Source organism: Trichocoleus sp. ST-U1, assembly GCF_039961835.1.
Lineage (GTDB): Bacteria > Cyanobacteriota > Cyanobacteriia > Cyanobacteriales > FACHB-T130 > FACHB-T130.
The window spans coordinates 1-24,704 of record NZ_JAMPJZ010000077.1 but is presented as its reverse complement, the minus strand read 5'-3'; the positions used below and the strand labels follow the sequence as shown (position 1 = coordinate 24,704).

Annotated in this window: 13 protein-coding genes and 1 pseudogene; 8 read left to right on the top strand and 6 right to left on the bottom strand. The window is 44.1% G+C overall.

Annotation, left to right across the window (positions count from 1 at the left end):
* From NDA06_RS21310 to NDA06_RS21275, 8 genes and pseudogenes are all read left to right on the top strand, one after another.
* A pseudogene (locus tag NDA06_RS21310) lies at nucleotides 1–425 on the top strand (ferritin-like domain-containing protein); the annotation flags it as partial.
* On the top strand, nucleotides 422–1,657 hold the full coding sequence (locus NDA06_RS21305; RefSeq protein WP_199323946.1) for a P-aminobenzoate N-oxygenase AurF: 1,236 nt from the start codon (nucleotides 422–424) through the stop codon (nucleotides 1,655–1,657). The pseudogene NDA06_RS21310 and the gene NDA06_RS21305, both read left to right, overlap by 4 nt.
* A gap of 132 nt (nucleotides 1,658–1,789) precedes the next feature.
* Entirely contained in the window at nucleotides 1,790–2,797 is a 1,008-nt protein-coding gene (locus tag NDA06_RS21300; RefSeq protein ID WP_190984535.1) for an aromatic ring-hydroxylating dioxygenase subunit alpha, read from the top strand.
* Between the two features lie 158 nt (nucleotides 2,798–2,955).
* Nucleotides 2,956–3,255, top strand: coding sequence for a 2Fe-2S iron-sulfur cluster-binding protein (locus NDA06_RS21295; protein WP_190435637.1), 300 nt, complete (start codon nucleotides 2,956–2,958; stop codon nucleotides 3,253–3,255).
* Nucleotides 3,256–3,310: 55 nt separating this feature from the next.
* Entirely contained in the window at nucleotides 3,311–4,333 is a 1,023-nt protein-coding gene (locus NDA06_RS21290; protein WP_190984534.1) for a Rieske 2Fe-2S domain-containing protein, read from the top strand.
* 325 nt (nucleotides 4,334–4,658) lie between these two features.
* Entirely contained in the window at nucleotides 4,659–5,390 is a 732-nt protein-coding gene (locus NDA06_RS21285) for a sterol desaturase family protein (RefSeq protein ID WP_190984533.1), read from the top strand.
* Nucleotides 5,391–5,449: 59 nt separating this feature from the next.
* Nucleotides 5,450–6,058, top strand: coding sequence for an acyl transferase (locus tag NDA06_RS21280; RefSeq protein WP_190413385.1), 609 nt, complete (start codon nucleotides 5,450–5,452; stop codon nucleotides 6,056–6,058).
* Between the two features lie 106 nt (nucleotides 6,059–6,164).
* On the top strand, nucleotides 6,165–7,709 hold the full coding sequence (locus NDA06_RS21275; RefSeq protein ID WP_190984581.1) for a GH3 auxin-responsive promoter family protein: 1,545 nt from the start codon (nucleotides 6,165–6,167) through the stop codon (nucleotides 7,707–7,709).
* Between the two features lie 59 nt (nucleotides 7,710–7,768).
* Here NDA06_RS21275 and NDA06_RS21270 read toward each other — a convergent pair whose 3' ends face one another.
* From NDA06_RS21270 to NDA06_RS21245, 6 genes are all read right to left on the bottom strand, one after another.
* On the bottom strand, nucleotides 7,769–9,751 hold the full coding sequence (locus tag NDA06_RS21270) for a diguanylate cyclase (protein WP_190984532.1): 1,983 nt from the start codon (nucleotides 9,749–9,751) through the stop codon (nucleotides 7,769–7,771).
* Between the two features lie 15 nt (nucleotides 9,752–9,766).
* The gene (locus tag NDA06_RS21265) at nucleotides 9,767–11,740 is read right to left on the bottom strand and encodes an adenylate/guanylate cyclase domain-containing protein (protein WP_190984531.1); all 1,974 of its coding nucleotides are present in this window, start codon (nucleotides 11,738–11,740) and stop codon (nucleotides 9,767–9,769) included.
* 4 nt (nucleotides 11,741–11,744) lie between these two features.
* A complete protein-coding gene (locus NDA06_RS21260; protein WP_190984530.1) occupies nucleotides 11,745–17,351 on the bottom strand; it encodes a PAS domain S-box protein in 5,607 nt (1,868 codons plus the stop codon).
* A gap of 218 nt (nucleotides 17,352–17,569) precedes the next feature.
* Nucleotides 17,570–18,343, bottom strand: coding sequence for a DUF928 domain-containing protein (locus NDA06_RS21255; RefSeq protein WP_190984529.1), 774 nt, complete (start codon nucleotides 18,341–18,343; stop codon nucleotides 17,570–17,572).
* Nucleotides 18,344–18,814: 471 nt separating this feature from the next.
* Nucleotides 18,815–21,313, bottom strand: a complete 2,499-nt coding sequence (locus NDA06_RS21250) for a CHAT domain-containing protein (RefSeq protein ID WP_347276984.1) — start codon at nucleotides 21,311–21,313, stop codon at nucleotides 18,815–18,817.
* Nucleotides 21,314–21,630: 317 nt separating this feature from the next.
* Complete coding sequence (locus NDA06_RS21245; RefSeq protein ID WP_190984527.1) at nucleotides 21,631–23,928, bottom strand: filamentous hemagglutinin N-terminal domain-containing protein; 2,298 nt, start codon at nucleotides 23,926–23,928, stop codon at nucleotides 21,631–21,633.
* Nucleotides 23,929–24,704 lie beyond the last annotated feature (776 nt).

Below are 24,704 nucleotides of genomic sequence, written 5' to 3'. Positions count from 1 at the left end.
TGGAGGGGTGGGGTTTGAGCCATTACAGAAGTCTCGCCAAAGACTGTGTAAATCCTCAGCTAGCTGGGATATTCGAGGGATTTTTGCAAGACGAGAGCCGTCACCACGGCACCGGAGTCACTCTGTTCAACCAGATGTCTGTCTCCCAAACAAGCCGAGCCACCATCATCGAAACTCTAGCCCTATTTTTGCAGATGGTTCGGGTAGGGCCTCAGAGTGTCGTCGCCGCCATTGAGCAAGTTAAGGGTCATTTGTCCTGCCAGCAGAAGCTGAGGATTTTCCAGGAACTCGACACAGAGACTCATAGCGGAATCCGTCTCAATCTCCTGCGTTCCCTGATGCGAGGAGAAGAGGCGGGAATTATCGTTCAAGAACTAGAGGATCGGGGGGCGTTCCAGCCTTTACCCGCAAAAAAATGCGTATGAATGAAACACTAAACGAACCCAAAGACAACACGCTTCTAGAAAACCCAAAGGTTTATCAGCAACTTCAGATTAACGAACCCAAAGGGAATACCCTTCTAGAAAATCAGAAAGTCTACCGCAAGCTTCAGATCAACCACACGCGCAATAAACAGCAGGATCATACCCAACTCCTCGACGAAGCCGCAGCCTCTTTCCGATATGAAGACTGCAAAGATGAGTATTGGAACCCGGAAGAATATTCCTTACTATACGGAACTCCACTGTGGGAACAAGCGAGCGTAAGCCAAAGGATAATCTTAAACCAACTTTATTGGGTGGCTTACTATTCGCAGATCGTTTCCGCAGAAATCGCCACGATTTATTTTAATCAGACTAGCGCCGCCGGACTTTACGCTCAAGAAGACTTTCGCCTAGTTTGCGATACGCTCGACTTAGAATCTGCTCAGGAAAGGGCACATATCAGCGCCTTCAGAAAAATCTCTAGCAAGGTGGAAGCACAGCTTTTTGGCAAGCGCGTTTTCAGCTATCCTATGCGGGGGCCGTTTGCAGAGACAATGATTTTTGCTGACACCAACGCTCTCAAGACGTGGTGGAAAAAGCTCCAGTTGCAAAGCTTTGGAATGCTGTCAGCAGGCAATACTTTCCTCGCTTGCCAATACTTCACCGTTCGGGGTATCCGGACGTTAAATGGTAAGCTGGTGCAGCATAAGCTCAGCAACTACTACCAAAAACATCCCAACTCAGAAAACGCTCCCATTCCCTCGAAAATTTCCTTTTATCACTTCATGGATGAGAGCTTTCACTTTAACAGCTCTACGATTCTTTCCCATGACGTGGTGAAGTGTCTTAAGCCGCCAACTGCTTTCGAGAAGTTAGTGGCAAACTTGGGGATACGCGGCTGTCAGAGAGATCACTATCATTTTTCAGTCGCGATTAACGGTATCTTTTGGTACGACCCCGCCCTCTATTCGGCGATTTACGAGGTATTGCGATCGCCTATTTTTGGAATGAGCGACCCAGAAGCCAAAGAAATGATGCGATTGTGCTTCACAGAGGAATCTGAAGGGCTGCACCTCAGCTACAAAACCCGTACAGAAGCGATGGATTCCTACAAAGTTTACCTCGAAAAAGTTGACTACGCTTGGGCAAGTAACCGGGAGATGTCCATCATGGCTGCTAATTCTATTCCCCAGTACCTCGCTACTCAAAAGAAGGCAATTGGTAATTGGTAATTGGTAATTGGTAATTGGTAATTGGGCTTAGGAAAAATTTTACCCATTACCGACTTGACAAATAACCGTGCATATTTCCTACTTTTTCATATGGACGAGTCTCAAAATCTAAACACGCAACCCCTTTTGAAAATGAAAATATTTAACAATTGGGATGTTGTTGCTAAAGGCTGGTATATTGCTTGCCCTAGCCGAGAACTTCATCCAGGCAAGGCAAAATCCTTGGAAATATGCGGACAAAAAATTGTTGTCTTTCGCGGACAAGATGGAAAAGTTCGTGCTTTAGATGCCTATTGTCCTCACCTGGGAACCGATTTAGGAATTGGGCGGGTTGATGGAAATTCGATTCGTTGTTTTTTCCATCATTGGGCATTTGATGGAGAAGGAAAGTGTCAAGATATCCCCTGCCAATCGGCGATTCCTGAAAAAGCTTGCCTTCAATCTTATGCTACTGATGAAAAATACGGTTTGATTTGGGTGTATCCAGATTCAAAAGCACCAGAAGGTGTGGCAGAATTTGATGAACTTAAAGGCAAATCAATTGTAACAGTACACGACAAAGCATTTGAGCGGGGTTGTCATCATCACATTTGTATGATGAATGGAATTGATGCTCAACATTTACAAACTGTTCACAAAGTAGACATCAATATGAATCTATCATTGCGACAGAATCCATCTGGCAATGTGATAGATTTTACCCTTCGAGGGGAGTTTCCTAAAACGACTCGTAGAGAACGGCTGGGACGAAAAATTGTCGGCGATACTTATGAATATTCTATGAGATATGCCGATGGCTGCATCGGACTTTTGACGATGATGAAGAATGTTCGGCTTTTTCCTTCACTGCACATGATCTATGCCTATACTCCAGTTGCGCCTGGAAGAACCCGCATTCAACCGATTTATTTAGCAGAGAAAAGAAAAGGAATGTTTGGGCGGTTGGTGACGCAACTATTACTCTTATTCACACGTCTAGCATACTATGCCTTGAAAGGGGAAGATGGGCAAATTTATGACAATATTCGTTATAATCCCAACGCACTTCTGAGTATTGATACGCCATTGGTTAAGTATATGCATTATGTGAATCAACTTAAAGTTTCTCTATGGTCTAAAGATTTTAATATTACAAAATAAACGATTTTAAATATAGTAACTTTGTTAGCTACAACAACATTTTGTTTGCGAACCGCCAAGGACGCGAAGTACGCGAAGGAAGAAGAAGAGAAAGAAGAGGTTAGTTATTATTTTTATTGTTAGGAAATTAAGCTTTAATTCCAAATTTTGAATTAAATATGAATGAGCAATGCTGTATCATCCGCTTTCCAGGAACAGATTATTCTCCCCTAACCTTGGAGAAGCACTCTAATCTTTCGGAGCATCTGACGGTGCAAAATTCTCCGGTACTCTTTGGATGTCGTACCGGGATTTGTGGGACGTGCCTTGTAGTTATAAAAGGGAAGATTCCTGCTCCAAGTGAAGATGAAAAGGAGGTGTTGGAAACTCTAGCGCCAGGAAATAATCAAGTAAGGTTGGCTTGTCAGTTGGATCTCAGCAGTGACCTTGAAATCTTTGCTTTTGATAATAAAGAATGAAGCCAAAAAATCTTCTATTTCTTATTGTTAGTTTTTAATTTATTGCGGAGGATTAGTGAAATTTGAAGATTTCTGGTATGTTGTGGCACTCAGCGAACATCTGAAGCCGAATACTGTGCTGGAACGCACGGTTTTGGGGGAATGGCTGGCAGTTTTTCGAGGAGATGACGGAAAACCAGTGGCATTGCGCGATCGCTGTATGCACAGAAACAGCCGTCTCTCTAAAGGAAAAGTCTGTCAGGGAATGCTCCAATGTCCCTACCACGGCTGGGTTTACGACAAAACTGGGAAGGTAGTCGCTGTCCCCGCAGAGGGAGAAGATTTTAAGGTGACTCATGCTCGTCGCACTCAGCATTACGACACTAGAGAGCAGGATGGATACGTCTATGTGAGGCTGGCACAAAAGCCGAGTGAGGAGTTTGAGCCTTTTCAAATGCCTTACTACGGAAAGCCTGGATGGGAGACGGTACGGGTTATTAACCGTTTTCGGAACAACGTTACCAACTGTGCGGAAAATTTTATCGATATTCCTCACACCGCCTCGGTTCACCCTGGCGTATTCCGCACTTCTCGCAAGCAAAAGCTGGAAATGACGGTAGAGAGGCGAGATGGCTCAGTTTTCGCAGAATACCGCAACGAAACGACTAACCTCGGTTGGTACACGCGCTTTCTGAATCGCAAAGGTTACGAGATTCGGCACACGGATAGCTTCCATATGCCAAACGTTACCAGCGTGGAATATGATATGGCACCGAAAAGAAGGCTGTTTATTACCAGCCAGTCGATTCCGGAAGCGGAGGATTCAACTCTCGTTTATACAGACGTAACTTTTAACTACGGCATTTGGAACAAGATTGCGCGTCCGTTTGTTCGCTGGACTGCCCAATATATTATCCGTCAGGATGTGGAAGCGCTTGGTATTCAGCAAGAGGTAATCGAAAAGTACGGCACCCAGTTTGCCAATACGCCAGCTGACACAATCCACGTCCTAGTTGAATCGATTCGGAGCAAGATTGAAGCAGGAGAAGATCCTAGAACTCTCTTGGATAAGTCTGTTCAAGTAACCTTTTGGGTTTAATCGGTGGGAGTCTATCAATGCTTATCAATCACTGGGAATCCGGAACCCCACCCCAACCCTCCCCGTTAACGAGGAGGGAGAAATTGTACTTCCCCTCCTTAGCGAGGGAAATGAGGCGGGTTTTGTAACCCTACCCCAACCCTCCCCGTTAACGGGGAGAAAGAAATCCTAATTTCCCTTTGTTCACGAGGGAAATGACCCAGGAATAGACAAACCTCTCCCCACACTCTGGCACCCTCTCCGTTAACGGAGAGAGGTTGGGGATGAGCTTCCAAATGATGACGATTCAATATCAGGCAACATTCCCTAAATTGAGTGATTAGCGATGGGAGTATTCTTTACTTTTGCGGTCTTAATGACGCTGACTGTGGCGAATCAGCGCAGTTTTACCGCCTTGCGAATGAGAACCTATGAGGACTGGATTTTAGATGCTGTTGGTCTGTTTTTTCAGGGTGTTCTCATCCCAATTCTTCAGCTCACAGTAGTTTACCATCTGTACCACTATCTTCTACCCAGCGATCGCGCCTTGCTTGCTCTGCCTCCAGTCGCGGCATTCTTGCTGAGCTTCGTGTTTGTGGATTACATCTACTACTGGAACCATCGCCTGCTACATAGTCGGTGGCTCTGGCCTCTCCACATGGTTCATCATACCAGCACGGAAATGAATGTCTTGTCCACCTCCAGAAATACCCTGTGGACGAGCTTTTTGATCGTCTACTTATGGGTTCACGCTCTATTTATTTATCTGCTGCAAGATCCCACTTGGTACATCGCCGGTGTCAGTCTTAGCTCAGCTTTAGACTTATGGCGTCACAGCGCCATAACTCCCATACCAAACTCTTGGCTATATCGCTGGTTATCGACTTTGCTGATACTACCTCAAGATCATGCTTGGCACCATGCGAGTAGTTCAGTTTGTGGCAATTACGGAGCCAACTTTAAGCTTTGGGATTGGATGCACAGAACGTATTACAAAAGCGATCGCGTGCCGGATTCTTTGGGGGTCAAAATCAACCTCACCTTAACTCAGAAGCTACTGTGGCCTTGGAAGAATTAGCAATTAAAAATTAAAAGATTGAGTTCTTCATTTTTAATGCAAGCATTTTTAATTTCACTATGACTTTCCTCGGCACAATCCTCTCCTGTTTTCCCGCCTTAGTTATCCTGATTGCGATCGCGTCTTTTCTAGGGATCTGCTTCTTTCCAGGAATCTTCAGCATCTCGGCTCTTTTCCTTTCTCTGTACGGGTTTCCCCTGTTGGTGTATCGCCTCCACGAGCGTTTTTACCCAGTCAAGGAAGGGATCAGCTATCTAGGCAGCAAAGAGTATTCACCCTGGTGGGGAAGTCACCAAATCCAAGTTATCTACATTGCGTTTCCAGCGCTGGAAACTCTGCTACGCCTGATTCCCGGTGCTTTTTCTCTATGGCTGAGACTGTGGGGAGCCAAGATTGGTAAAAGCGTTTACTGGACGCCACAGTTAGAAATTGCCGATCGCGGACTGATTGAGGTAGGCGATCGCGCAGTTTTCGGTCACGGAGTAGGCATCTACCCCCACATCATTAAACCCAGAAAACAGGACTTGATGCTGTATGTCAAGAAGGTGAAAATCGGCAGCAACGTCTTCCTAGGAGCCTGGAATCACATTGGCCCTGGAGTTGTAGTTGAGGAAGGAACCTACGTTCCGGTTGCTACCCACATTTATCCCAACAAAAAATTCAAATAATCTTCAACCGAAGACAGCTAATACCCCGCTTCCGGCTCCCCTCTCCGTTGACGGAGAGGGGCTGGGGGTGAGGTTCCAAATTAATCCTCCAAACAAATTTGATATGATGCGCCCTATTGTCAAGCTTTTCGGACAACTTCTTTCCCCCTACGCCAAGGGCTTCTTGCAAGCACTAGAAAATCCCCAAAGAACCCAGCAATCCGTTCAAGAGGAAATTGTAGACAATCTTGCCAAGAGTGAATATGGCAAATTTTTAGGTATCCGATCGGTTGCAGATTGGCATCGCATTCCGATTGTTAACTACGACGATCTCAAAGAGTGGATCGAGCGGCAAAAAACAACCCAGCAGCCAATCTTGACACCAGAATCGATTCTCTTTTACGAAAAGACTTCCGGAAGTAGTGGCTCGGCAAAATCCATTCCTTACACCAAATCTCTTCGAGCTACCTTTAACCAGATGTTCTGTGTTTGGGCGCATGACCTGATTCAGCATGGCCCAGGGTTTTCTACGGGTAAGATATACTTCTGCATCTCTCCCCGACTTGACACGGCAAGTCCAAATAGCATTCCCGTTGGATTGGAGGATGATTCGGAGTATCTGGACGAATGGTTAATGTTATTTCTTCGTCCTTTTCTGGTTTCTCCTCCCGGATTGAATCGCCTTCGCAATGCAGAGGAATTCAAGGAGAAACTTGCCCACGCGCTTCTACTCGAAGAAAATCTGGAAGTTATCTCAATCTGGAGTCCAAGTTTCCTTCGCGTACAACTCGACTACATCCAGACGCATCGAGTACGACTGTGGAAAGAACTCAAAAACAAAATGTCAGCAAAGCGCTCTAAACTCCTCTTAGAGCCAGAGATTCCGTGGAAGCTGGTTTGGCAAGAATTGAAGCTTATTTCCTGCTGGGATAGCGCGAATGCTGCGGATGGTGCAGGATTTTTGCGATCGCTGTTTCCGGGTGTCATGGTGCAGGGAAAAGGACTCCTCGCCACCGAAGCACCGATGACAATTCCCCTAATTGAGGCAAAGGGATGCGTCCCGATGCTCGATCAGGTGTTCTTTGAGTTTGAGGATGGAGAGGGGAAAATCCACCGACTTCACGAGATTGTGGCGGGGATTGACTACGAGATAATTATTTCTCAGAAAGGGGGATTGTACCGCTACCGAATTGGCGATCGCGTGCGCGTCAGCCACTTTTATCAAGGAACGCCGTGTCTGGAATTTTTGGGGAGAAATCAAGCAACAAGCGATCTCGTGGGTGAGAAGCTGCATTCTGAATTCGTGCGTTCTGTCATTGAGGATTTGGCGCTAGAAAAAACGTTTTTCAAGAGTTTGGTACCTGTCAGAAAGCCAGTGGATCGTTATATTCTTTTGCTCGACACTGCCAAAGAGTCACCCGATGCGATCGCTCAACGATTAGATGATGCTTTGATGCGATCGCACCACTACCGCCAAGCTCGACTTTTAGGACAGCTGGCTCCAGCGCGGGTGCTGGTCTCAAGACAAATCCCGGAAATTCTCACCCTGTATGGAATGCGAGCTGGCAAGAAATGGGGAGACTTGAAACATCCTCTGTTAGCGATCGCACCCCTTGAGGAAGAATTACTCGTCGAGCTAGAAAAAGTCTCTCAGAACAATTGTTTTCGCTGACATCTTCTCTAGAGATTTTGAGTCAGGAGTTGCATACAAAGAAAGGAAAAACCGAGTGCTTACACTCGCGCTACGCGATCGCGCCCCTCTTTTTTGGCTGCATAAAGTGCCGCATCAGCCGCATTAATTAGATGTTGCGGCAACAGTTCTAAATTGGGTACACTACTCGCCACGCCTAAACTGACGGTTACATAGCCGCACACTTTAGACTGACTGTGGGGAAGCGCCAAGTTACTAACTGCCTGTCGAATCGCCTCTGCTACGAAAACCGCTCCTTCAATATCAGTGTTGGGAAGAATTACGGCAAATTCTTCTCCACCATATCGCGCCACTAAATCCGCGGGACGCCGGACAACACTTTTAATCGCACCAGCTACCTGTCGCAAACAATCATCCCCTGCCAGATGACCGTAAGCATCGTTGTAGCGTTTGAAAAAATCCACATCTAACAAAATCAAAGACAGCGGTGCTTGTTCCCGTCTTAGTCGCTTCCAGTCAGTATTCAGACACTCATCAAATCGGCGACGATTCGCAATTTGAGTTAAGCCGTCTAGGTTAGCGAGTTGCCGGAGTTCCCGATTGGCAGACTGCACATATTGGTAGAGTTGGGATTGATGAATTGCGATCGCTACCTGATTTGCCAACTGAGACAACAAATCCACTTCAAATGGCTGCCAGTCACGAGGAGCAGCACACTGGTGAGCAATCAGTAACCCCCACAGACGTTCTTCTTTCAAAACCGGCATTGCTACAACAGCTTTGACCTGATAGCGTTGGAAAAACTCAATCCCATCACCTGTAAAATTAAACTTTTCAATATTGTCCAAAACGATTGGGAATCCCTGAAAAAAAGTGCTAAAACCTTCTTGAATCCAGGATGGATTCACAGTCTGTCCTAACATGTGAGGGTAGTTTTTACCAACTGATTCTGCTACAAAGGTGCCGTTATTGTTAGCGGCGAACTGGTAGATAGCTACCCGATCCGAAAGCAAACACTGTCGAATGCTGTTGACTGTCGCATCCAGAATCTCGTCTAAATTCAGCGATTGGCGAATTTGTTGAGTAACTTCAGCAATTAGCCGTTCCCGTGCTGCTTGTTGTCGCAACACTTCCTCCGCTTTCTTGCGCTGAATCATTGAGCCTAATTGGGTCGCGACTGCATTGACGAGTTGGAGCGATCGCTCATCCGGCGTGATTTCCTGCTCATGAAAAAATATCAAAACTGCCAGCACTTGATGGTCGAAGGCGATTGGAATTCCTAAGACTCCTTTAAGTCCCGCTTGCTTGGCAATTTGACTCCGCAGAAAAAGGGTCGAGTTCTCCTGCGTTATGTCTGCGATCCATTCCACTTGTTGGGACAGCCACACTCGTCCTGGCAATCCCTCCCCAAGAGAAAAACGAAACGCCTCACTCTGGCGTCGAAATTCATCAAAACGGATATCCTCGTACCAACATCGACAATATTCAAGTACAGTCCTCTTCGAGGAAGGCATCCATACTTCCCCAATATCCCAACCGAGATTTTGACAAAGATTGATTAAAATGACTTCTAATGCTTCTTCTACATCAGCAGCAGAACTAATTGCTTGAGTTGTAGTCAGTAAAAGTTGTAATTGTGTATTCTGAGTTTGCATCTGTAACTGAAACCGCCGCAGCCGTAATTGATGTTCAATTCGTACTAAAACCTCAATCGGCTCAATCGGTTTGGTGACGTAATCTACTGCCCCTAATGTAAAAGCATTCACCTTATCAAAGGTTGCATCTAAAGCACTGATGAAAATAACTGGGATACTACAGGTTTGCTCTGAGGCTTTCAACTGTCGGCAAACTTCATACCCATCCATATCCGGCATTTTGATATCGAGCAAAATCAAATCGGCAGGGCTTGCCTGAACTGATTGCAGCGCTAGCTTACCACTCAGAGCAACACGCACTTTATATCCATGATTTGACAAAATTTTAGTTAACAAACTAACATTTGCTGGAGTATCGTCTACTACCAGTATTTTCTCTTTTAATTTTAAATCTTGACCCTGATCCATAAAGTGTTTTTATCGTTATTTTTGACCAATCAGCAGATAAGTCATCATCTCCCCCTTCCCTTTTATTGAAATAGTCCCTCGTTCTTGGAAAAGGAACTGTTCTTTTAAGCGTTCGTAAACGGCAGCCGTTACCTGAGTTTGACCAGGAATCCCACTTGACTCCATCCGGGAAGCCACATTCACGGTATCTCCCCATAAGTCATAGCTGAATTTTGTTAAACCAATTACTCCAGCAACTACAGGCCCAATATTAATTCCTATACGAAGACTGAACTTTTCATTAATTTGGGTATTGAATCTAGCAATAAAACTTTGCATATCCAACGCTATTTTGGCAATTGATGAGGCATGATCCGCTCTCGGTATTGGTAGTCCTCCTACTACCATATATGCATCTCCAATTGTTTTTATTTTTTCTAATTCATGTCGATTAGACAATAAGTCAAATTCAATAAAAATTTGATTGAGAATTTCTACAAGTTCAGTTGGAGTTTTTGTGGATGCAAAGTTAGTAAACCCTACTAAATCAGCAAATAAAACACTAACATCAGAAAAACTATCGGCAATAACTTGCTGCTTTTGTTGTAACCGCTCAGCAATTGGTTTAGGTAATATATTTAATAAAAGTTTTTCTGTTTGCTTTTGAGCCAATTTTCGCTCTGTGATATCAGAAACCGTCCCCTCATAATAGAGAAGTTTTTCTTTTGAATCGCAGACTGAACGCGCGTTTTCAGAAATCCAAATAATTGTCCCATCTCGGCGATAAACTTGAGACTCAAATCCCCTGACAGCATGATTAGAATTCATTTCTTCTATAAATTCACGCCGTCGATTCGAGTTAACATAAAGTTGTTCTTCAACATTTTGACTACTGTTTATTAATTCTTCTGGAGATTCATACCCATAAATTTTCGCCAGTGCTAAGTTAGCGCTCAAATAACGCCCGCAAGGTGTTGTTTGATAAATTCCTTCTACTGCATTTTCAACAATACTGTGATAGCGTTCTTGAGTAATTCTGAGAATTTCTTCAGTTTGCTTGTGATAGATTAAAGGACTTAATTGTGTAGCTACTGCGGTTACTAAATTAATGGTATGTAAATTAATCGGAACCGAACCTTTTTTATAGAAAACCAGAATAGCTAATACTCGTTCGTTTAGTATAATGGGAACTCCAAAAGCAGATGCTAAGCTAGCATTTCCTATTTCCTCGCCTAAAATCGGCAAATCTCCGGAATTTAGAATCTTTTCTACCCATTCTGGTTTTTTAGAAACAAATATTTTACCTGGTAACCCTAGATTAGAAGCCAAGGTAACGGTTCTATTTTGTTTTTTAAAATCCCAGAAACTAGCGTGGCTAGAATACCAATTTTGACTGCATTCTAAAATATTATTATCTTCGGTGGGCAACCAAGCTTCACCATAATCCCATTGAATTGTTATCCCAACTAAGCGCAGTACAGCTTGTAACACGGAAGGCACATTATTTTTGCGACTAATCGCTTGAGTCGTTGCGAGTAAAAGACGAAGTTCAACTTCTGCTTTTCGCCGTGAATCTAGGTGTTCTTGCAATAACTTATTTTGCTCTATCAGTTGCATTTTTAGCTCTCGAATGCGTAGCTGATTCTCGATTCTGGCTAATACTTCTAAGCGTTTAAAAGGTTTTGTGATATAGTCAATCCCACCAACTGTAAAGGCGTTTACTATGTTATTTGTATCATCTAAAGCACTAATAAAAATAACTGGAATGTCGCGAGTTTTTTCAGAAGCTTTTAGACGTTGGCAAACTTCATGTCCATTCATTTCTGGCATATTGATATCAAGCAAAATCAAATCAGGAGGATTTGAATTGCAAGCGTTGAGTGCGAGTTGGCCGCCAGGTGCAACTCGCACTTTGTAAGACTTTTCAGATAAGATGTGGAGGAGAAGTTTTAAATTTGCAGGATTATCATCAACTACTAGGATATTAGGTCTAGCGATAGATACTTCCATTGGATTATAAGTCTTTCACAGATTGAATCAATATCAACAATTGCTCAAATTGGTATTGATTAACTAATGTCATTAAACTTTTTGATAACACATCATTTTTGGGATGCAATTCCTCAATTAGTGTAGCGATAATTTCTAAATCTCCCTCAACAAGAGCCTGATATAAATCTTCTAACCAATTTTTAGGTAAATCAGCCAAGTCGGCAGTATTTAAGACTGGCAGTTCCAGTATTTTTTTCTCAGATGTAGCAGCCATTTCCTCATAAGTAAAAGAGACATCCAAATGCTTATGGATAGCATTAAAAATATCTTCTTCTCGAAAAGGTTTGCGTATAAAATCATCACAGCCAGCTTCAATAACAGATGCTTTATCTTCATTTAAGGCGCTGGCAGTCAGGGCAATAATCGCAGTACGAGAATTGGCTAATGTCTTTTGAACTGAAGGTTTCTGATTCTCTCGCTTTCTAATCTGTTTAGTGGCTTCATAGCCATCCATTATCGGCATTCGTATATCCATCCAAATTAGATGAGGTGAACTACGTTCCCAGATTTCTAATGCTTCTTTGCCATTAGAGGCTTCTAGTAATTCAAAGCCAAGAGGCTGGAGGAGCTTAAGCAGCAGTTGGCGATTAAAATCGCTATCATCTGCGATTAGTATTTGATAGCGAGGTTGCTGGGGCGCGAGTGCAATAACGCGGCGGTTTTGGAGGGGGATTGCAATCTCGCTGGCAGCGATAATATTTGCTTGAATGTTAAATTTAAACGTTGTTCCCTTTGCAAATAAAGCACTTGTATCGTCACTAAATTCCCTGATGGGGGTTCCAGGAGTGAAAACTTTGCCACCACTAATGAGGGTGATTTCACCTCCCATTAAATGGATAAATTGACGGCTAATTGTCAATCCTAAACCAGTTCCTTCTTGTACTTGTTGACCAGCGGCTGTTTGCTCGAAAGGTTTGAATACTTTGTCAAGTTCTTCGGAAGCAATACCGGCGCCCGTATCGGAAACTTCAAAAATAATTGAGGAAAGGGTAGAAAAAGAAGGAAATTCGGAATTTGTTGTTCCTAATTTCACTTTAACTAAGACTGTTCCGGAATCGGTAAATTTAACGGCGTTACTTAGTAGGTTAATCAACACTTGACGCAACTTTACTTCATCTGTGCGGAGGTATCGGGGAACATCAACACCACAATCAAATTTTAGGTTTAAGTTCTTTTCTGTAGCTTTCAAAGAAAACATCGCTTCGACATCATTTAGCAAGCTGTAAAGGTCGAAGTTATTTTCACTCAGCGTCATGCGTCCAGCTTCAATTTTGGACAGGTCAAGGACTTGGTTAATCAGTGTCAGCAGATGTTCTCCACTGCGACGAATGATCGTGAGATTTTCTTGCTGTTCTGTTGAAAGATTGGGGGCACGACTCATGAGGTGGGAAAAGCCTAAAATGGCATTGAGGGGGGTTCGGAGTTCGTGACTCATGTTGGCGAGAAAGATGCTTTTGGCGCGGTTAGCAGCCTCAGCAGCTTCTTTGGCTCGTTCAAGTTCAGCTTCTACTATTTTACGAGTGGTAATATCGACTCCGATTCCTAAAACGCAGATTTTATCACTTGCAGGTGGATGCAGAGGAATCTTTTGCCACTGAAACCACTTATCTTGGTTATTTGCGCCTGTCACTTTTTCTTCGGGAATAAATAAGGCTTGACCCGTTTCAATGATAGAGCGGGTTTCTTGGAGGAAATGCTTAACATCCTCTAAGAATGGATGGAAGTCTACATCCCGTTTACCCACCAGTTCTTCGACAGTCGTGTTGTAGAGCTTGGCAGCAGCTTTGTTAAGCAGCACAAAGCGTCCTTCCCAGTCTTTTACAAAAATGGTGTTGGGGTCATTATCAATTACCTTTCGCAGGAATTCTTGTTGCTGCCGAAGAGCTTCTTCAGCAATTTTGCGATCGCTAATATCTAGAAGTACCCCCCGCCAAATTATGCTGCCATCAGCTTGGGATTCCGGGCGAGAACTGGCAGCTAGCCAACGAATGGCACCATCTGGGTGGAGATAGCGCCACTCATAATAGAAAGGCATTAAATTGTTGAGGCTGATTTTTAAAGCGGCGTTATAACCAGGGAGGTCTTCTGAGTGATATCGAGCTAATATGGCAGAGAAATTTTCCATCGCCTCGTGAGCGGAAATCCCTAAAAGTTCGCCACACCCTTCACTGATGTAGTCTAGAAAATGTCTGCCGTCAGCACAGTAAGTGTAGGTGAAAACCGCACCGGGAAGGTTATCGGCAAGGCTTCGCAAGCGAGCTTCGTTCTCCCGTAAAGCTTCTTCTATTCGTTTGCGATCGCTAATATCGATAGCATGACCGACAACTCGAAGTGCCTGTCCGTCTGCGCCTCGCACAACCACCCCATAATCGACCATGTGAGTGTAGCGATCTTCTCGGTGACGGAACCGATATTCAAGCATATACTCATTTTGATGAGCGATCGCCTGGGAAAACGTTCGCGAAACCTGCGGCAAATCCTCCGGATGGACGCGATCAACCCACCACTGACCTGTGAGTCCAGCTTCTTCGGGACGGTATCCACTCGTTTCATAGAGTCCCTGCGTCCGCAGAACAATATTCTGCTTCAGATCCCAGTCGTAAACATATCCTTTAATTGCCGATGCCGCTAGCTGAAAACGTTCGTTGCTCTCTTTGAGCGCTTGCTCTGCCCGTTTGCGCTCGGTGATGTCAATCGCCACACCTCCAACAAGGCGTTCTCCAGAGAGGTTCGCCAGCGGAAACTTGTATACCAGAAAATCCCCGATTGTGCCGTCCGTTCTGGGAGCTTGTTCGATCGCCTCTACTGACTGATTCGTTTGGATGACTTTCCGAATGTTTTCCAGATACTGTTGCGCGAATTCATCACTATAAAGCTCTGTAACAGTTTTTCCAACTACATAGCCTTCTGGGATTTGGAGTATCTGGCGGTAGGTTTTGCTAGAGAAAACAATTCGCCCATTTTCATCCGTGATCCAAGAAGCCGCCGGACTGTTATCCATGAACCCATGAAAACGGGCTTCGCTTTCTTTTAATGCCAGTTCTGCCTGTTTGCGAGCCGTAATATTCGCGAATGAAGATACCACTGCATACGGCAGAGATTCGCCAGCCCGAAATAGAGGTTGGGCGTTAATAGAAATCCAGGTTAAGCTACCATCTGGCTTGTAAACTCCCATTACTACATCAGAGCAAGGTTCGCCAGTTCGTAGCGTCACCATTGCTGGGTGTGCCTCTCCTGGGAAGGGCGAACCATCTTCACGAATGGCTCGCCAGCTGGGATCGAGGGAAGTTCGCCCCATCATTTGCTCGCGAGACAAGCCGAGAATTCTGTTAGCACTGGCATTACAGGTATGGATAACACCGTTGGCATCCTGCAAAACAATGCCTTCTGCCATTGTTGTCACGACTGAACGATAGCGTTCTTCGCTTTCCTCTAAAGCAGCCGTGAAACGTTGGCGTTCTGTGATATCTCGCACGATACAAACCACTTCATCAGCACCACTTTTGACGATGCGTGTCTCGTAGTTGTGAATGCCATCGGGTTTTTCCACCTCGTGTTCGTAGGTTTGTCGCTCTCCGGTTTCAACTGCTACCCGAAAATACTCTAGCAGGTCATTTTTAACCTGTTCGGGCAACGGTAAATCCCATAAGTTTCTGCCAATTAAAGCTTCAGGCAGCATCTGAAAGGCTTCTTCGCCTGCTTTTACGTCTAAATAAGTGCCGTCTATCCGGTGCCGGAACATTGCATCGGGAATCGCGCTCAAAAGCGCCTGCATTCGTTCTTCATTCTGATGCAAGGCTGCTTCTACCTGCTTTCGTTCGGCAATCTCCTGCTCTAGCTGGGCATTGGTTTGGGCTAGTTTAGCAGTGCGCTCTTGTACTTGGCTTTCTAAAGTACGGTTGTAGTCGGCAAGCAGATGTTCTGCTTGCTTGCGCCAGGTGATGTCAACGAGCAAGCCATCCCAAATAATGTCACCATTGGCTTGCTGTTCCGGGCGGGAAGTGGCTTGCACCCATTTCAAGTCACCAGAAAGCGAGGTAATGCGACCTTCCCAGTACCAAGGCTGCAAGTCTCTAGCAGAAACTAGGATGGTTTCATTTAGCAAAAGCAGGTCATCGGGATGCACCGCATCCCAGGCAATCTGAGGATTTTGGACGATCGCTTCTGGTTCATATCCATAGATATCACGAGCGCCAGAACTCATGTAAGTAAACTCATGGCTGCCGTTTGGATGGAGGATGTACCGGAAAATTACGCCCGGTACATTTTCCGCGAGATGGCGAAACTTCGCTTCGCTTTCCCGCAGCGCGGCTTCTGCTTGTTTGCGCTCCAGGTTTGCTATGTGCTGGTCTTCCAGACTGCGATAAGCGATCAGCGCAACCGCAGAGCCAGTCATGCCGATTAGCGGGGCAACGACAGGGAGCCACCAGCTGGCTAAAAAAGCGAGGTAACTGCCACCCGTCAGAATTCCCCCGATTAGGCAAATGCTAACCCCAGAGACGATCCATCTGGCGGCAACATTCTGTTTCAAGGGGTTGAAGCGAAGTAACGTCCAACTCACTCCACCGCCAATGAAACACCAGACCAAAATCCATAAGGCTTCTTTTGGTTGAGACCAAACCTGGATCAAAGGACGACCCTCTAAAGCACCACTCAAAATTTGACTGATTAAATTGGCATGAATGACGACGCCCGGTAATCGTTTGGGAGTCGCAAAGAGACTACTACTATAAGGGGTGAAGGAAAGGTCATTGAAGCTAGAGCCGATTGCGCCGATTAAGACAATGCGATCGCGTAAAAGATTGGGCGGGATGCGGTTCTCTAGAACATCCGTCATCGATACCGTGGAGAAATTTTCTAACATCCCCCGGTAGTTCAACAAAATCTGGTACCCACCAGAATTGGCACGAACGTAACCGCCTTCATTTCCCGTAAATGGGGTAAATACAGCGTTCCCTAATCGCAATTTATTAGCACCAATGCTCTGGAGGCTAATCTTTTCTTTTTCCAGATACATTAAAGCCAGCTTTGCGCCTAAGCTCAGATGGGTTTTACCATCAGATGTTCTAATAGACAACAACCCTCGACGGACTTTGCCATCTGCATCTAACACCAAATCCGCGAGTCCCACTTGGTTCAGACGATTCAACGCTGGGGGTGGAGCAACCGGATTTCCTACCGCTTTTTCGACACCCACTAGATTAGGCGTAGATTCAAATACTTTCACCAGTGCTTGATGACCAGGAGGGACTGGCAAATCTCGATAAATATCCAAGCCAATGGCTCTGGGTTGCTGAACTTTCAGTTTTGCGACCGCTTCAGCTAACAGAGCATCAGAAATAGGCCATCGTCCCACCTTTTCAATATCTGATTCATCAATAGTAATAATTACAATACGGGGATCGATTGGTTCACGAGGTCGCCAGCGAAAAAATTGATCCAATATCGCCAAGTCAAATATTTGCAGTACGCCTAAAGAACTTGTAGCGATGACTGTGCAAGCCACAATCGGAGCTGTAATCAGTAGCCCGCGCCATTGCCGAACTTGGTTTTTAAGTTTTTGTACCATTAATTTATGAGCATCAAAAATAAGGGGAAGGGGAAAAGGAAAATGCTTCTTCTTTCCCTATTTCCCTTATCGATTTTGGCAATTGATTGATGCTTGAATTTAATTAGGCAGCATCCGACTCAACTCGCCTGCTTTCCGTCCTACGTATATTTGCTGAACTAATTCAATCCTTTTCTGCCCTACTCTTAAATCCTCAAAACCTTAGATTTTCCCATAGCCTAGTTTAAAAGTGGCTTGGTAGCGATCGCTTGTAGTCCAATTGAGTTTAACAATTCCTGCCATGTTGAAGCCAAAGTTGCTTCACTCGGCTCTAAGCGTCTAGCTTCAGCTAAACTTGCTACGGTATCGAACCAAATCCCGTGTTTTCCATACAGAGCAGCACGCTCTAGTAGAGGTTGATTCTGAAGCTGGCTCATTACCTCGGAAGTGAGTTTAACTCGTCGAATTTCTCCTTGTACCCCAGGACTACCGGGTCTGAGTCCTTGTTCGCCAATGATGATAAAAGTCCACCGATACTTCTTGTCAATTTCTAGAGGTGGCGCATTATCTGGAAGTTTGAAACTAAGAATGCCTTCTTGACTCGAAATCGGAATTTTTGCTTGGTAATGAAAATTGTTATTTTCGTCTACTAATCCAAAAAATATTTCCTTAGCAGAAGTTGGAGGTACATAAACTAAGAATGTTGGATGCTCTGCTACTGTCAACTTGCTTGTAGCTATTGGCACCAGCGGAGTCACGCACTCGCCTGTAGCGATTACTGCTTGAGGACATTCATCACCACGAGATGCACCTCCTGCGGTGTCATCTGGTTGTCCACGTCCTGGAGGTTCAAAGGTTACGCGACCTATCGAAGTACCCGCTAGAGTTTGAGATTGGTTAACCGACTCGGATTGGGCGATCGCTTTAGTCAAAAAGCTAGGAGCAATAATCAGTCCTAGTGATAAAAAAAATGCAACTAGCGTTTGAGTGGTAAAAGATTTGTGCTGTACCATTTTCTTACCTCAAAAGAAATATTGTACTGAATTTACACCTAATTATTACTGTAATAACACGTAGATTTCTTCAGTAGAAATACTTGGTTGTTGTAAGAAGTTCCCCAGCGAACAGTAATCATGTTTATGGACTTTTAGAGTTTCTATCGAAAGTTAAGGCTAAAAATAGGCAGATAAAGGGTTCGTGAATGCGAGATTCCCGACTTGGTTAAGAAGTTCGGAATCTGAACCGCTAGCTCATAACTCCAATAGGATTGCCATCAATACGGTTCAATTAGTAGAAATATGCAATAATTTTCGCCGCCTAGGAACAAGGGCTATCGAGGCTTTTTAATCTATTGCTGTTTAAGGAATCATCTTATCCGAACCGTTTTGCGATTGCTATGTTACCTGGGGGTAACTCTCTGTTAGCCTCCTAGAAACAGAACCTCCAAAAATTGCGAAGTAAGTGGACTGAAAACTCCTACCTATTCAAAGCCAACTTCCTACTAAAATAAAAGATGACCAGTAAAAAGGATGAGCATATTTTGGCTGTTTTAGCAGAGATATCTGTGCCTGACGAAGGGCTTTAACTTTGCTTTCTCCTTGTAAGAGTTGCTGATAAAATTCGCCCATAAGCTTAGAAGTGGATTCATCTTGCACTGACCAGAGAGTTGCTAAAGTACTGCGTGCGCCAGACCGCACGGCTACTCCTGCTAATCCTAATACCGCTCGCTTATCACCAGTTGCAGTTTGGCAAGCACTCAGAACTAATAGTTCAATCGGATTAAAAGTACTCGGATCTCTAGAACGTAATAAATTCTCGAATTCTTTGACATTTATCCTACCATTCCACGTCAGAATAAAGGTAGAATCTGAGCTAGAGCTAAACTGCCCGTGAGTAGCTAAATGAACAACCGTAAAAGAATTTTTATTCAGATAGTTTTGTAAGTTTACTTCGGTAAAATCCTCATTTATAAATACTTTGGAAGGAACTTCAGACGCGATTTGGCTGACTTCAGCTCCTACTCCTGGCAATGCTGGAAAACCTTGTCGAGCTTCGGTAATTCCGCCTGCTAAAATTTTGTTTCGCTTTTGGGCAAGTAACTGGCTTAACGACGCACTTCCCACTCGTGGTGCAACCAACTGTAAACCCGGAGCTACTACTATATTGTATTTTTCAATGAGATATTGTTTACCGTCGTACAGCGCTGCCATTGGTAAACTTCGCAACGAACCGTCTAGCACAAATACTAAAGTGGCGATATTACTTTTGGTTAATTCTGTTTCAACAGGTTGGATTAACCAGCGATAAACTTGCTGAGACAGACGCAAACGAGCTTCACTTGAAAAAAATGGATTAAGAGATTCTAATAACTGCTCCAGCGTTTCTTCAATATCATTTTTCACTAGCCTAGTCGAGTAATGGCTGAGAGGTTTTCCGGGTAAAGATAAGATTACCTCTAAACGATTTGACAAAATAATGGGGTAGATGACTGCTGCTTGAGGATCGAGTTGATCGATTTGCTGGGGTTGAACATCTAAACAAGCTTCTCGAAAAAAGTTATCTAATTCTGCTAGATGTAGCGCTTCAATGACTTCGCGAGCTTGTTTAATATTGGTTTGGCTGGGATTAGATTCTAACAGTAACTCTACTAACTCACGATAAATGGGTTCGACGTTTTCGCGGAAGGAAAGTTGAACGTCGGGATTCAGCGCGATCAAGTCGCTGCGGAGGGATTGTAAGGTATTAACAGCTTTGGTGTAAGCCGCGATCGCATTCGGAATATCGCCTTGCTGTTTGAGAAGTTTGCCGAGTTGTCCTTCCCAACGAGCCACAATACTAAAAGCATTAATTTCTTGCGCGATCGCGAGTGCTTGTCTAGTCAGATCCTCCGCGGGTTTCCATTGCTGCGTTTTTTCGTACAGGTATCCGAGTTGACCCAGCGCGTAAGATTCAGCACGCGAGTCTTTAAGCATTCGCGCTTGTTCGACAGCTTTTGCTAATATCTGAGCAATCTCTTGAGAATTGACAATCTGCGATCGCTCTCCCCGATTTCCCAATTTTATGAGAGTTCTAGCCAAGTTCACTCGACTGTAAACAGCAGCGCGACTAGGTAAGATACTCTCCAATTGAGACTGGATTTGGGGTAATAATGCTTGGGCTGCGGCTGGTTGTCCAGTTTCTACTAAAAGGCTTAATCGGTTCAGTTGGACTTCTAAAACTAAAAAATTGGGAGAACTCTCTACTATCTTTCGGTAGATTTCCAGCGCTTCTCTCGGTTTTTGTAAAGCTCTAAGAGTATTTCCCAAACTAAATAAACTGGCATTAATCTCTAAGGGAAAGTTTAGCCTTTGGGCGAGTGACAAACTTTGTTCTAAAACCTGCTGGGACTGAGTTAAATCTCCGACTACTTGTAAGGTAACTCCCAGACTTCGCAATCCTGATACTTTAAGCGAGGAATCTGGCAAGTTTTGCAACTGAGTATTTAATTGTTCTAAGTTTGTTTTAGCTTGTCGGTAGAGTCCTAATGCTTGCAAAGCTTGAGCTTGGTTTATCAAACTGCCTAATTTCCCAACGTCGTCGCCTGCTGAAGCGTAAGCTTTTTCAGCTTGTTTCCATGTATCTAAAGCCGCTTCAGTTTGCCCCATTGCTAGCTGGAGACTTCCTTGAGTATTCAAAACTTGGGCAAGAGTGGCTGCATCGGGTTGGGTTTGCAATAAATTGAGACTTTGAGCGATCGCGTTTTTCGCTTGCTCCCATTGACCCAATTCTTGATAAGCGTTCGATAGATAGCTTAAAACGAGGGCAGCGTGGAGGCGATTGCCCTGCGCCTCAAGGTTTTCGAGCGCTTGTTGCCAGAATGCGAGCGCTTCATCAAATCGTCCTGCTTCATACAGGGTTCTGCCTTGTTCTAGTACAAAGGCATCATTCTGTTTAGATTCTGAAGGAGCATCAGAATCCGGAATATTTTTAACAATTGATACCAATTGTGAATCAAAATAAGAAAATTTAAGATTAGTCTGCGCTAGTGCCGGTAAAAATGCTGTCACCAAAAAAAGTGTCAACAAGCTTAGCAAAATCCGATAATGAATACTTTTTATAAGCCACCTTATTTTTAGCATAAAAGTTTTTGCAAAATTAAAGGGTTATTCATATTTCTCTGTTTTTATCTGCGGTTCAAAAGATAAAAATTCTTTTGCAATAATTCTCTAGCAATCTAAAGTTAGTTTTAAAATTTAATAAACCGCAAAGGACACTAAAGAAAAGAGACGGAAGATTCCATGAATAATTGAAGATTGTTATATTACTTAGAAACACTGCAACTAGCAATTTCATCCCAGGAACTTTGAGCCACACCATTGATAGATTTGGAAACCAACTCTACCTCACCATTAGAATTTTTTACCCATCCAGTTGCCTCCACCATTGGAGTACGTGCAGAGGCAGTCTTGGAAACGGACACAGGTAAGGAGGTATTACCCCTAGGGAGGCGCAAATCCCGCCATACTGTACTTCCTAACAAAGTTTCATTGGGATCTGCTGGCAAGCCGCCGCGTCCAGTGACAACAAAACTATTCCCCCTAGAAGCCAAACAACCTTGGGAAATTTGTTTGCTAATGTCAGTAAAATTTTCTGGTAGTGCAACTAAGCCAGAAGAAGGGTTCACATCAGCAGTATTAATTTGGACAATCCCACTGAACTGAGTTCCTCGACTAGAAGTGGCGGTGATATCGCTATTTGAAGTTTTAAAGATGCCGCTAGCATTGATTCTTACTTGACCCCCAAAGCTTTGTTGAGCATTGGCAGTAATATCGCTATTTTCTAACGCGACTAACGTTTTTGTATTAATAATGATGTTGCCACCATTGGTACTGATATCATTATTTGCAATTGTCTGACCCGTATCAAACAGGATGATGTTACTGGCATCAGTCGTAATTAGGCTGTTGCGCCACAATCGCAAATCTTGAGATTCAATCGTAATATTTCCCTGTTCCGCCTGTCGCTGAGTCGCTCTAATAATCGAGTTATTATCTAGCTCAACTATGGCAGCGCGAATATTAATATTACCAGCATTGCCTTTCCCAAAATTAGCAACATTAATTGTTGCCCGCTCCCGAAAGCTCAATCTGTTAGCAATTACTGTTACGTTACCCGAATTTCCCGTCAACGGCGGTGGAGAACTCGCAATATTGCTTAAGCTAGTCCTAGCATAAAAACCGCTACCAATTCCCCCAGTTGCAGAAGTTCCTCGTATTTGTACGTCATTAGCTCGAACTGTTATGTTGCCACTTTGACCTGCGCCAAAGGTAGACACAGAGATCACCGCTCCATTTTCAAGAGATAGTTGTTTAGCATCAATAATGACATCACCGCCAACTCCAGTTGAGGCAAAAGTAGGATTAGAAAAAATACCCGTCAGACGCGATCCATTTGCTGAAAGACCGCCCAAGAGAACATTCCTCGCTTGCACTCGTAAGGTACCAGAATTCCCTGAAGCGTTAGTCCCCATACCAATGGATGCTCCATCTCTTAGTAGCAACCTATCTGTTGTAATTGTTAAATTGCCGCCTTTTCCCTCACCATTCGTCTGAACAAAAAAGCCGCTACCGATTCTGCCATCGGCTGTTCTACCAATCAGTTCTACAGTATCCAAAACATTGATGGTGGCGCTTCTCCCCGGTTGAGATCCTTCTGTGAGGGATACGATGAGCGAACCTTGTTCTAGTTTCAGATTTCGGCTTTGTATCTGAAACGAACCTCCCTGTGCGCCGCTGCTATCCACTGAAGCAGCACCCGATAAATTAATACTTCCTAATTCTGCAAGTTGTTGTTCATTGTTGAAGTTGATTTGTTCGCTGCTGACTTGCATTGGCAATGAGCCACGAGTAACTGACCAAAGCTCAATTGCTCCCGACTCAGCCTTTAAATTACCGCCCTCTAAGGCAATTTCTCCCCCGACTAAAGCTAAAGTTTTCCCAGGTTGCACCGCTAGACCCTCGGTTTTCGTATTCGGCTCTAGTCCACCTGTCTGTCCGAACCTGAAATTGTGTCCCGATCCTTGAACGCGAATAACTCCTGCGTTTGAATCGTTAAATTGTAAGCCTATCGGAACATTTATCGTTAGCAATGGGGGGGCGCTAGGCTTAGTAGCGCTAAACTCAGTTCCATTGCTAAATCGAATGCTGTTAGCAGTCGAAGCGAGAAAGGAACCACCTATATTAAGTTTGGCATTTGGACCAAAAGTAATGCCGTTGGGATTGATAAAAAACAAATTAGCTGTGCCGTTCGCTTGAATCAATCCATCAATATGAGAAAGATTGCTACCTGTAACGCGACTGAAGATGTTTTGAGTCTCTACGGCGTTGTTGAAGAAAGCTTCAGTATTTATAGGAATGGAAAATTCTGTAAAGCTATGAAATAGATTGCCGCCTACTTGCGTGCCGCCCTCAATTCGGATGGCGTTGCCTTCGGGGATAGCAATGGTATTATTTGGCAGCGTAGCATCCGGAATAATTTGTGCTAAGGTGCAGCTAGAATTATTTAACCATAAAAGGAAAATCGTACCAGTCACCCAGAGAAAATGACCAGGCTGGCTCACAGTTTTTAAACTCAAAGGTAGCGCTTGCCTACAGTATACGCGATCTACAACTTGCCCTAGGGAAAATACACCCTAAACTTCTAGGGAAACGTAGATTGTAATACAAAATGTGGGATGGATAGCTCCTATAAAATAGTTTATCATTACCGTGTTTTCCTGAATAGATGACCTATTAAAAAAAGGGATTTGCGCTCAAAGAGTACAACAACAGGAATTTAGATGGAGAAGTTTAAGTTGTGTTAGTCAAAAGATAAATAGACGGATTAGAGAGAATGTTGGCAATTTGGTTCTGGCTAAAACCGAATTGGCTGAAGCTATGGAAGAGATTCGCCTTTTCGCCTGAAAGAGTTCCGCTAGTGATGTCGAAGTGAACCGGAAATCGTCTTTTAAGACATCGCCCTTCTGTATAATATGGATGCCAGTGCCATCGGTCGCAGAGACAATCGACTGTGCCTGTGCCGCTGCGCTGAATGCAAAAGCATTCCCATGTAAAAGCTAGAACAAGAGAAGAAAGAAAACCGAAAACAATTGTGCTAAGTTTTAGTTGCTTGTTGGCTTTGTTCGGAGTTTCAATAGATAGCTAATTTGATGCGTGGATGATTTTGTATACTTTAAAAGGAGGGAGAATTGATTCATCTAAAATGATTTTTTCAACAAAAACCTTAGGGCGTGTCATCAATTAGATAAGCTAGAGCAAGAGAGAGAAGAAAAGGCTGAGCAATGACACGACGGTATGCCCTGCGCGATGACCAATGGGAGCGGCTCAAAGACTTGTT

What these genes read in the sequence shown, in the direction of transcription:
- NDA06_RS21305 (WP_199323946.1), top strand. Translation starts at nt 422, where the DNA reads ATGAATGAAACACTAAACGAACCCAAAGACAACACGCTTCTAGAAAAC.
- NDA06_RS21300 (WP_190984535.1), top strand. Translation starts at nt 1,790, where the DNA reads ATGAAAATATTTAACAATTGGGATGTTGTTGCTAAAGGCTGGTATATT.
- NDA06_RS21295 (WP_190435637.1), top strand. Translation starts at nt 2,956, where the DNA reads ATGAATGAGCAATGCTGTATCATCCGCTTTCCAGGAACAGATTATTCT.
- NDA06_RS21285 (WP_190984533.1), top strand. Translation starts at nt 4,659, where the DNA reads ATGGGAGTATTCTTTACTTTTGCGGTCTTAATGACGCTGACTGTGGCG.
- NDA06_RS21280 (WP_190413385.1), top strand. Translation starts at nt 5,450, where the DNA reads ATGACTTTCCTCGGCACAATCCTCTCCTGTTTTCCCGCCTTAGTTATC.
- NDA06_RS21275 (WP_190984581.1), top strand. Translation starts at nt 6,165, where the DNA reads ATGCGCCCTATTGTCAAGCTTTTCGGACAACTTCTTTCCCCCTACGCC.
- NDA06_RS21270 (WP_190984532.1), bottom strand. Translation starts at nt 9,751, where the DNA reads ATGGATCAGGGTCAAGATTTAAAATTAAAAGAGAAAATACTGGTAGTA.
- NDA06_RS21265 (WP_190984531.1), bottom strand. Translation starts at nt 11,740, where the DNA reads ATGGAAGTATCTATCGCTAGACCTAATATCCTAGTAGTTGATGATAAT.
- NDA06_RS21260 (WP_190984530.1), bottom strand. Translation starts at nt 17,351, where the DNA reads ATGGTACAAAAACTTAAAAACCAAGTTCGGCAATGGCGCGGGCTACTG.
- NDA06_RS21255 (WP_190984529.1), bottom strand. Translation starts at nt 18,343, where the DNA reads ATGGTACAGCACAAATCTTTTACCACTCAAACGCTAGTTGCATTTTTT.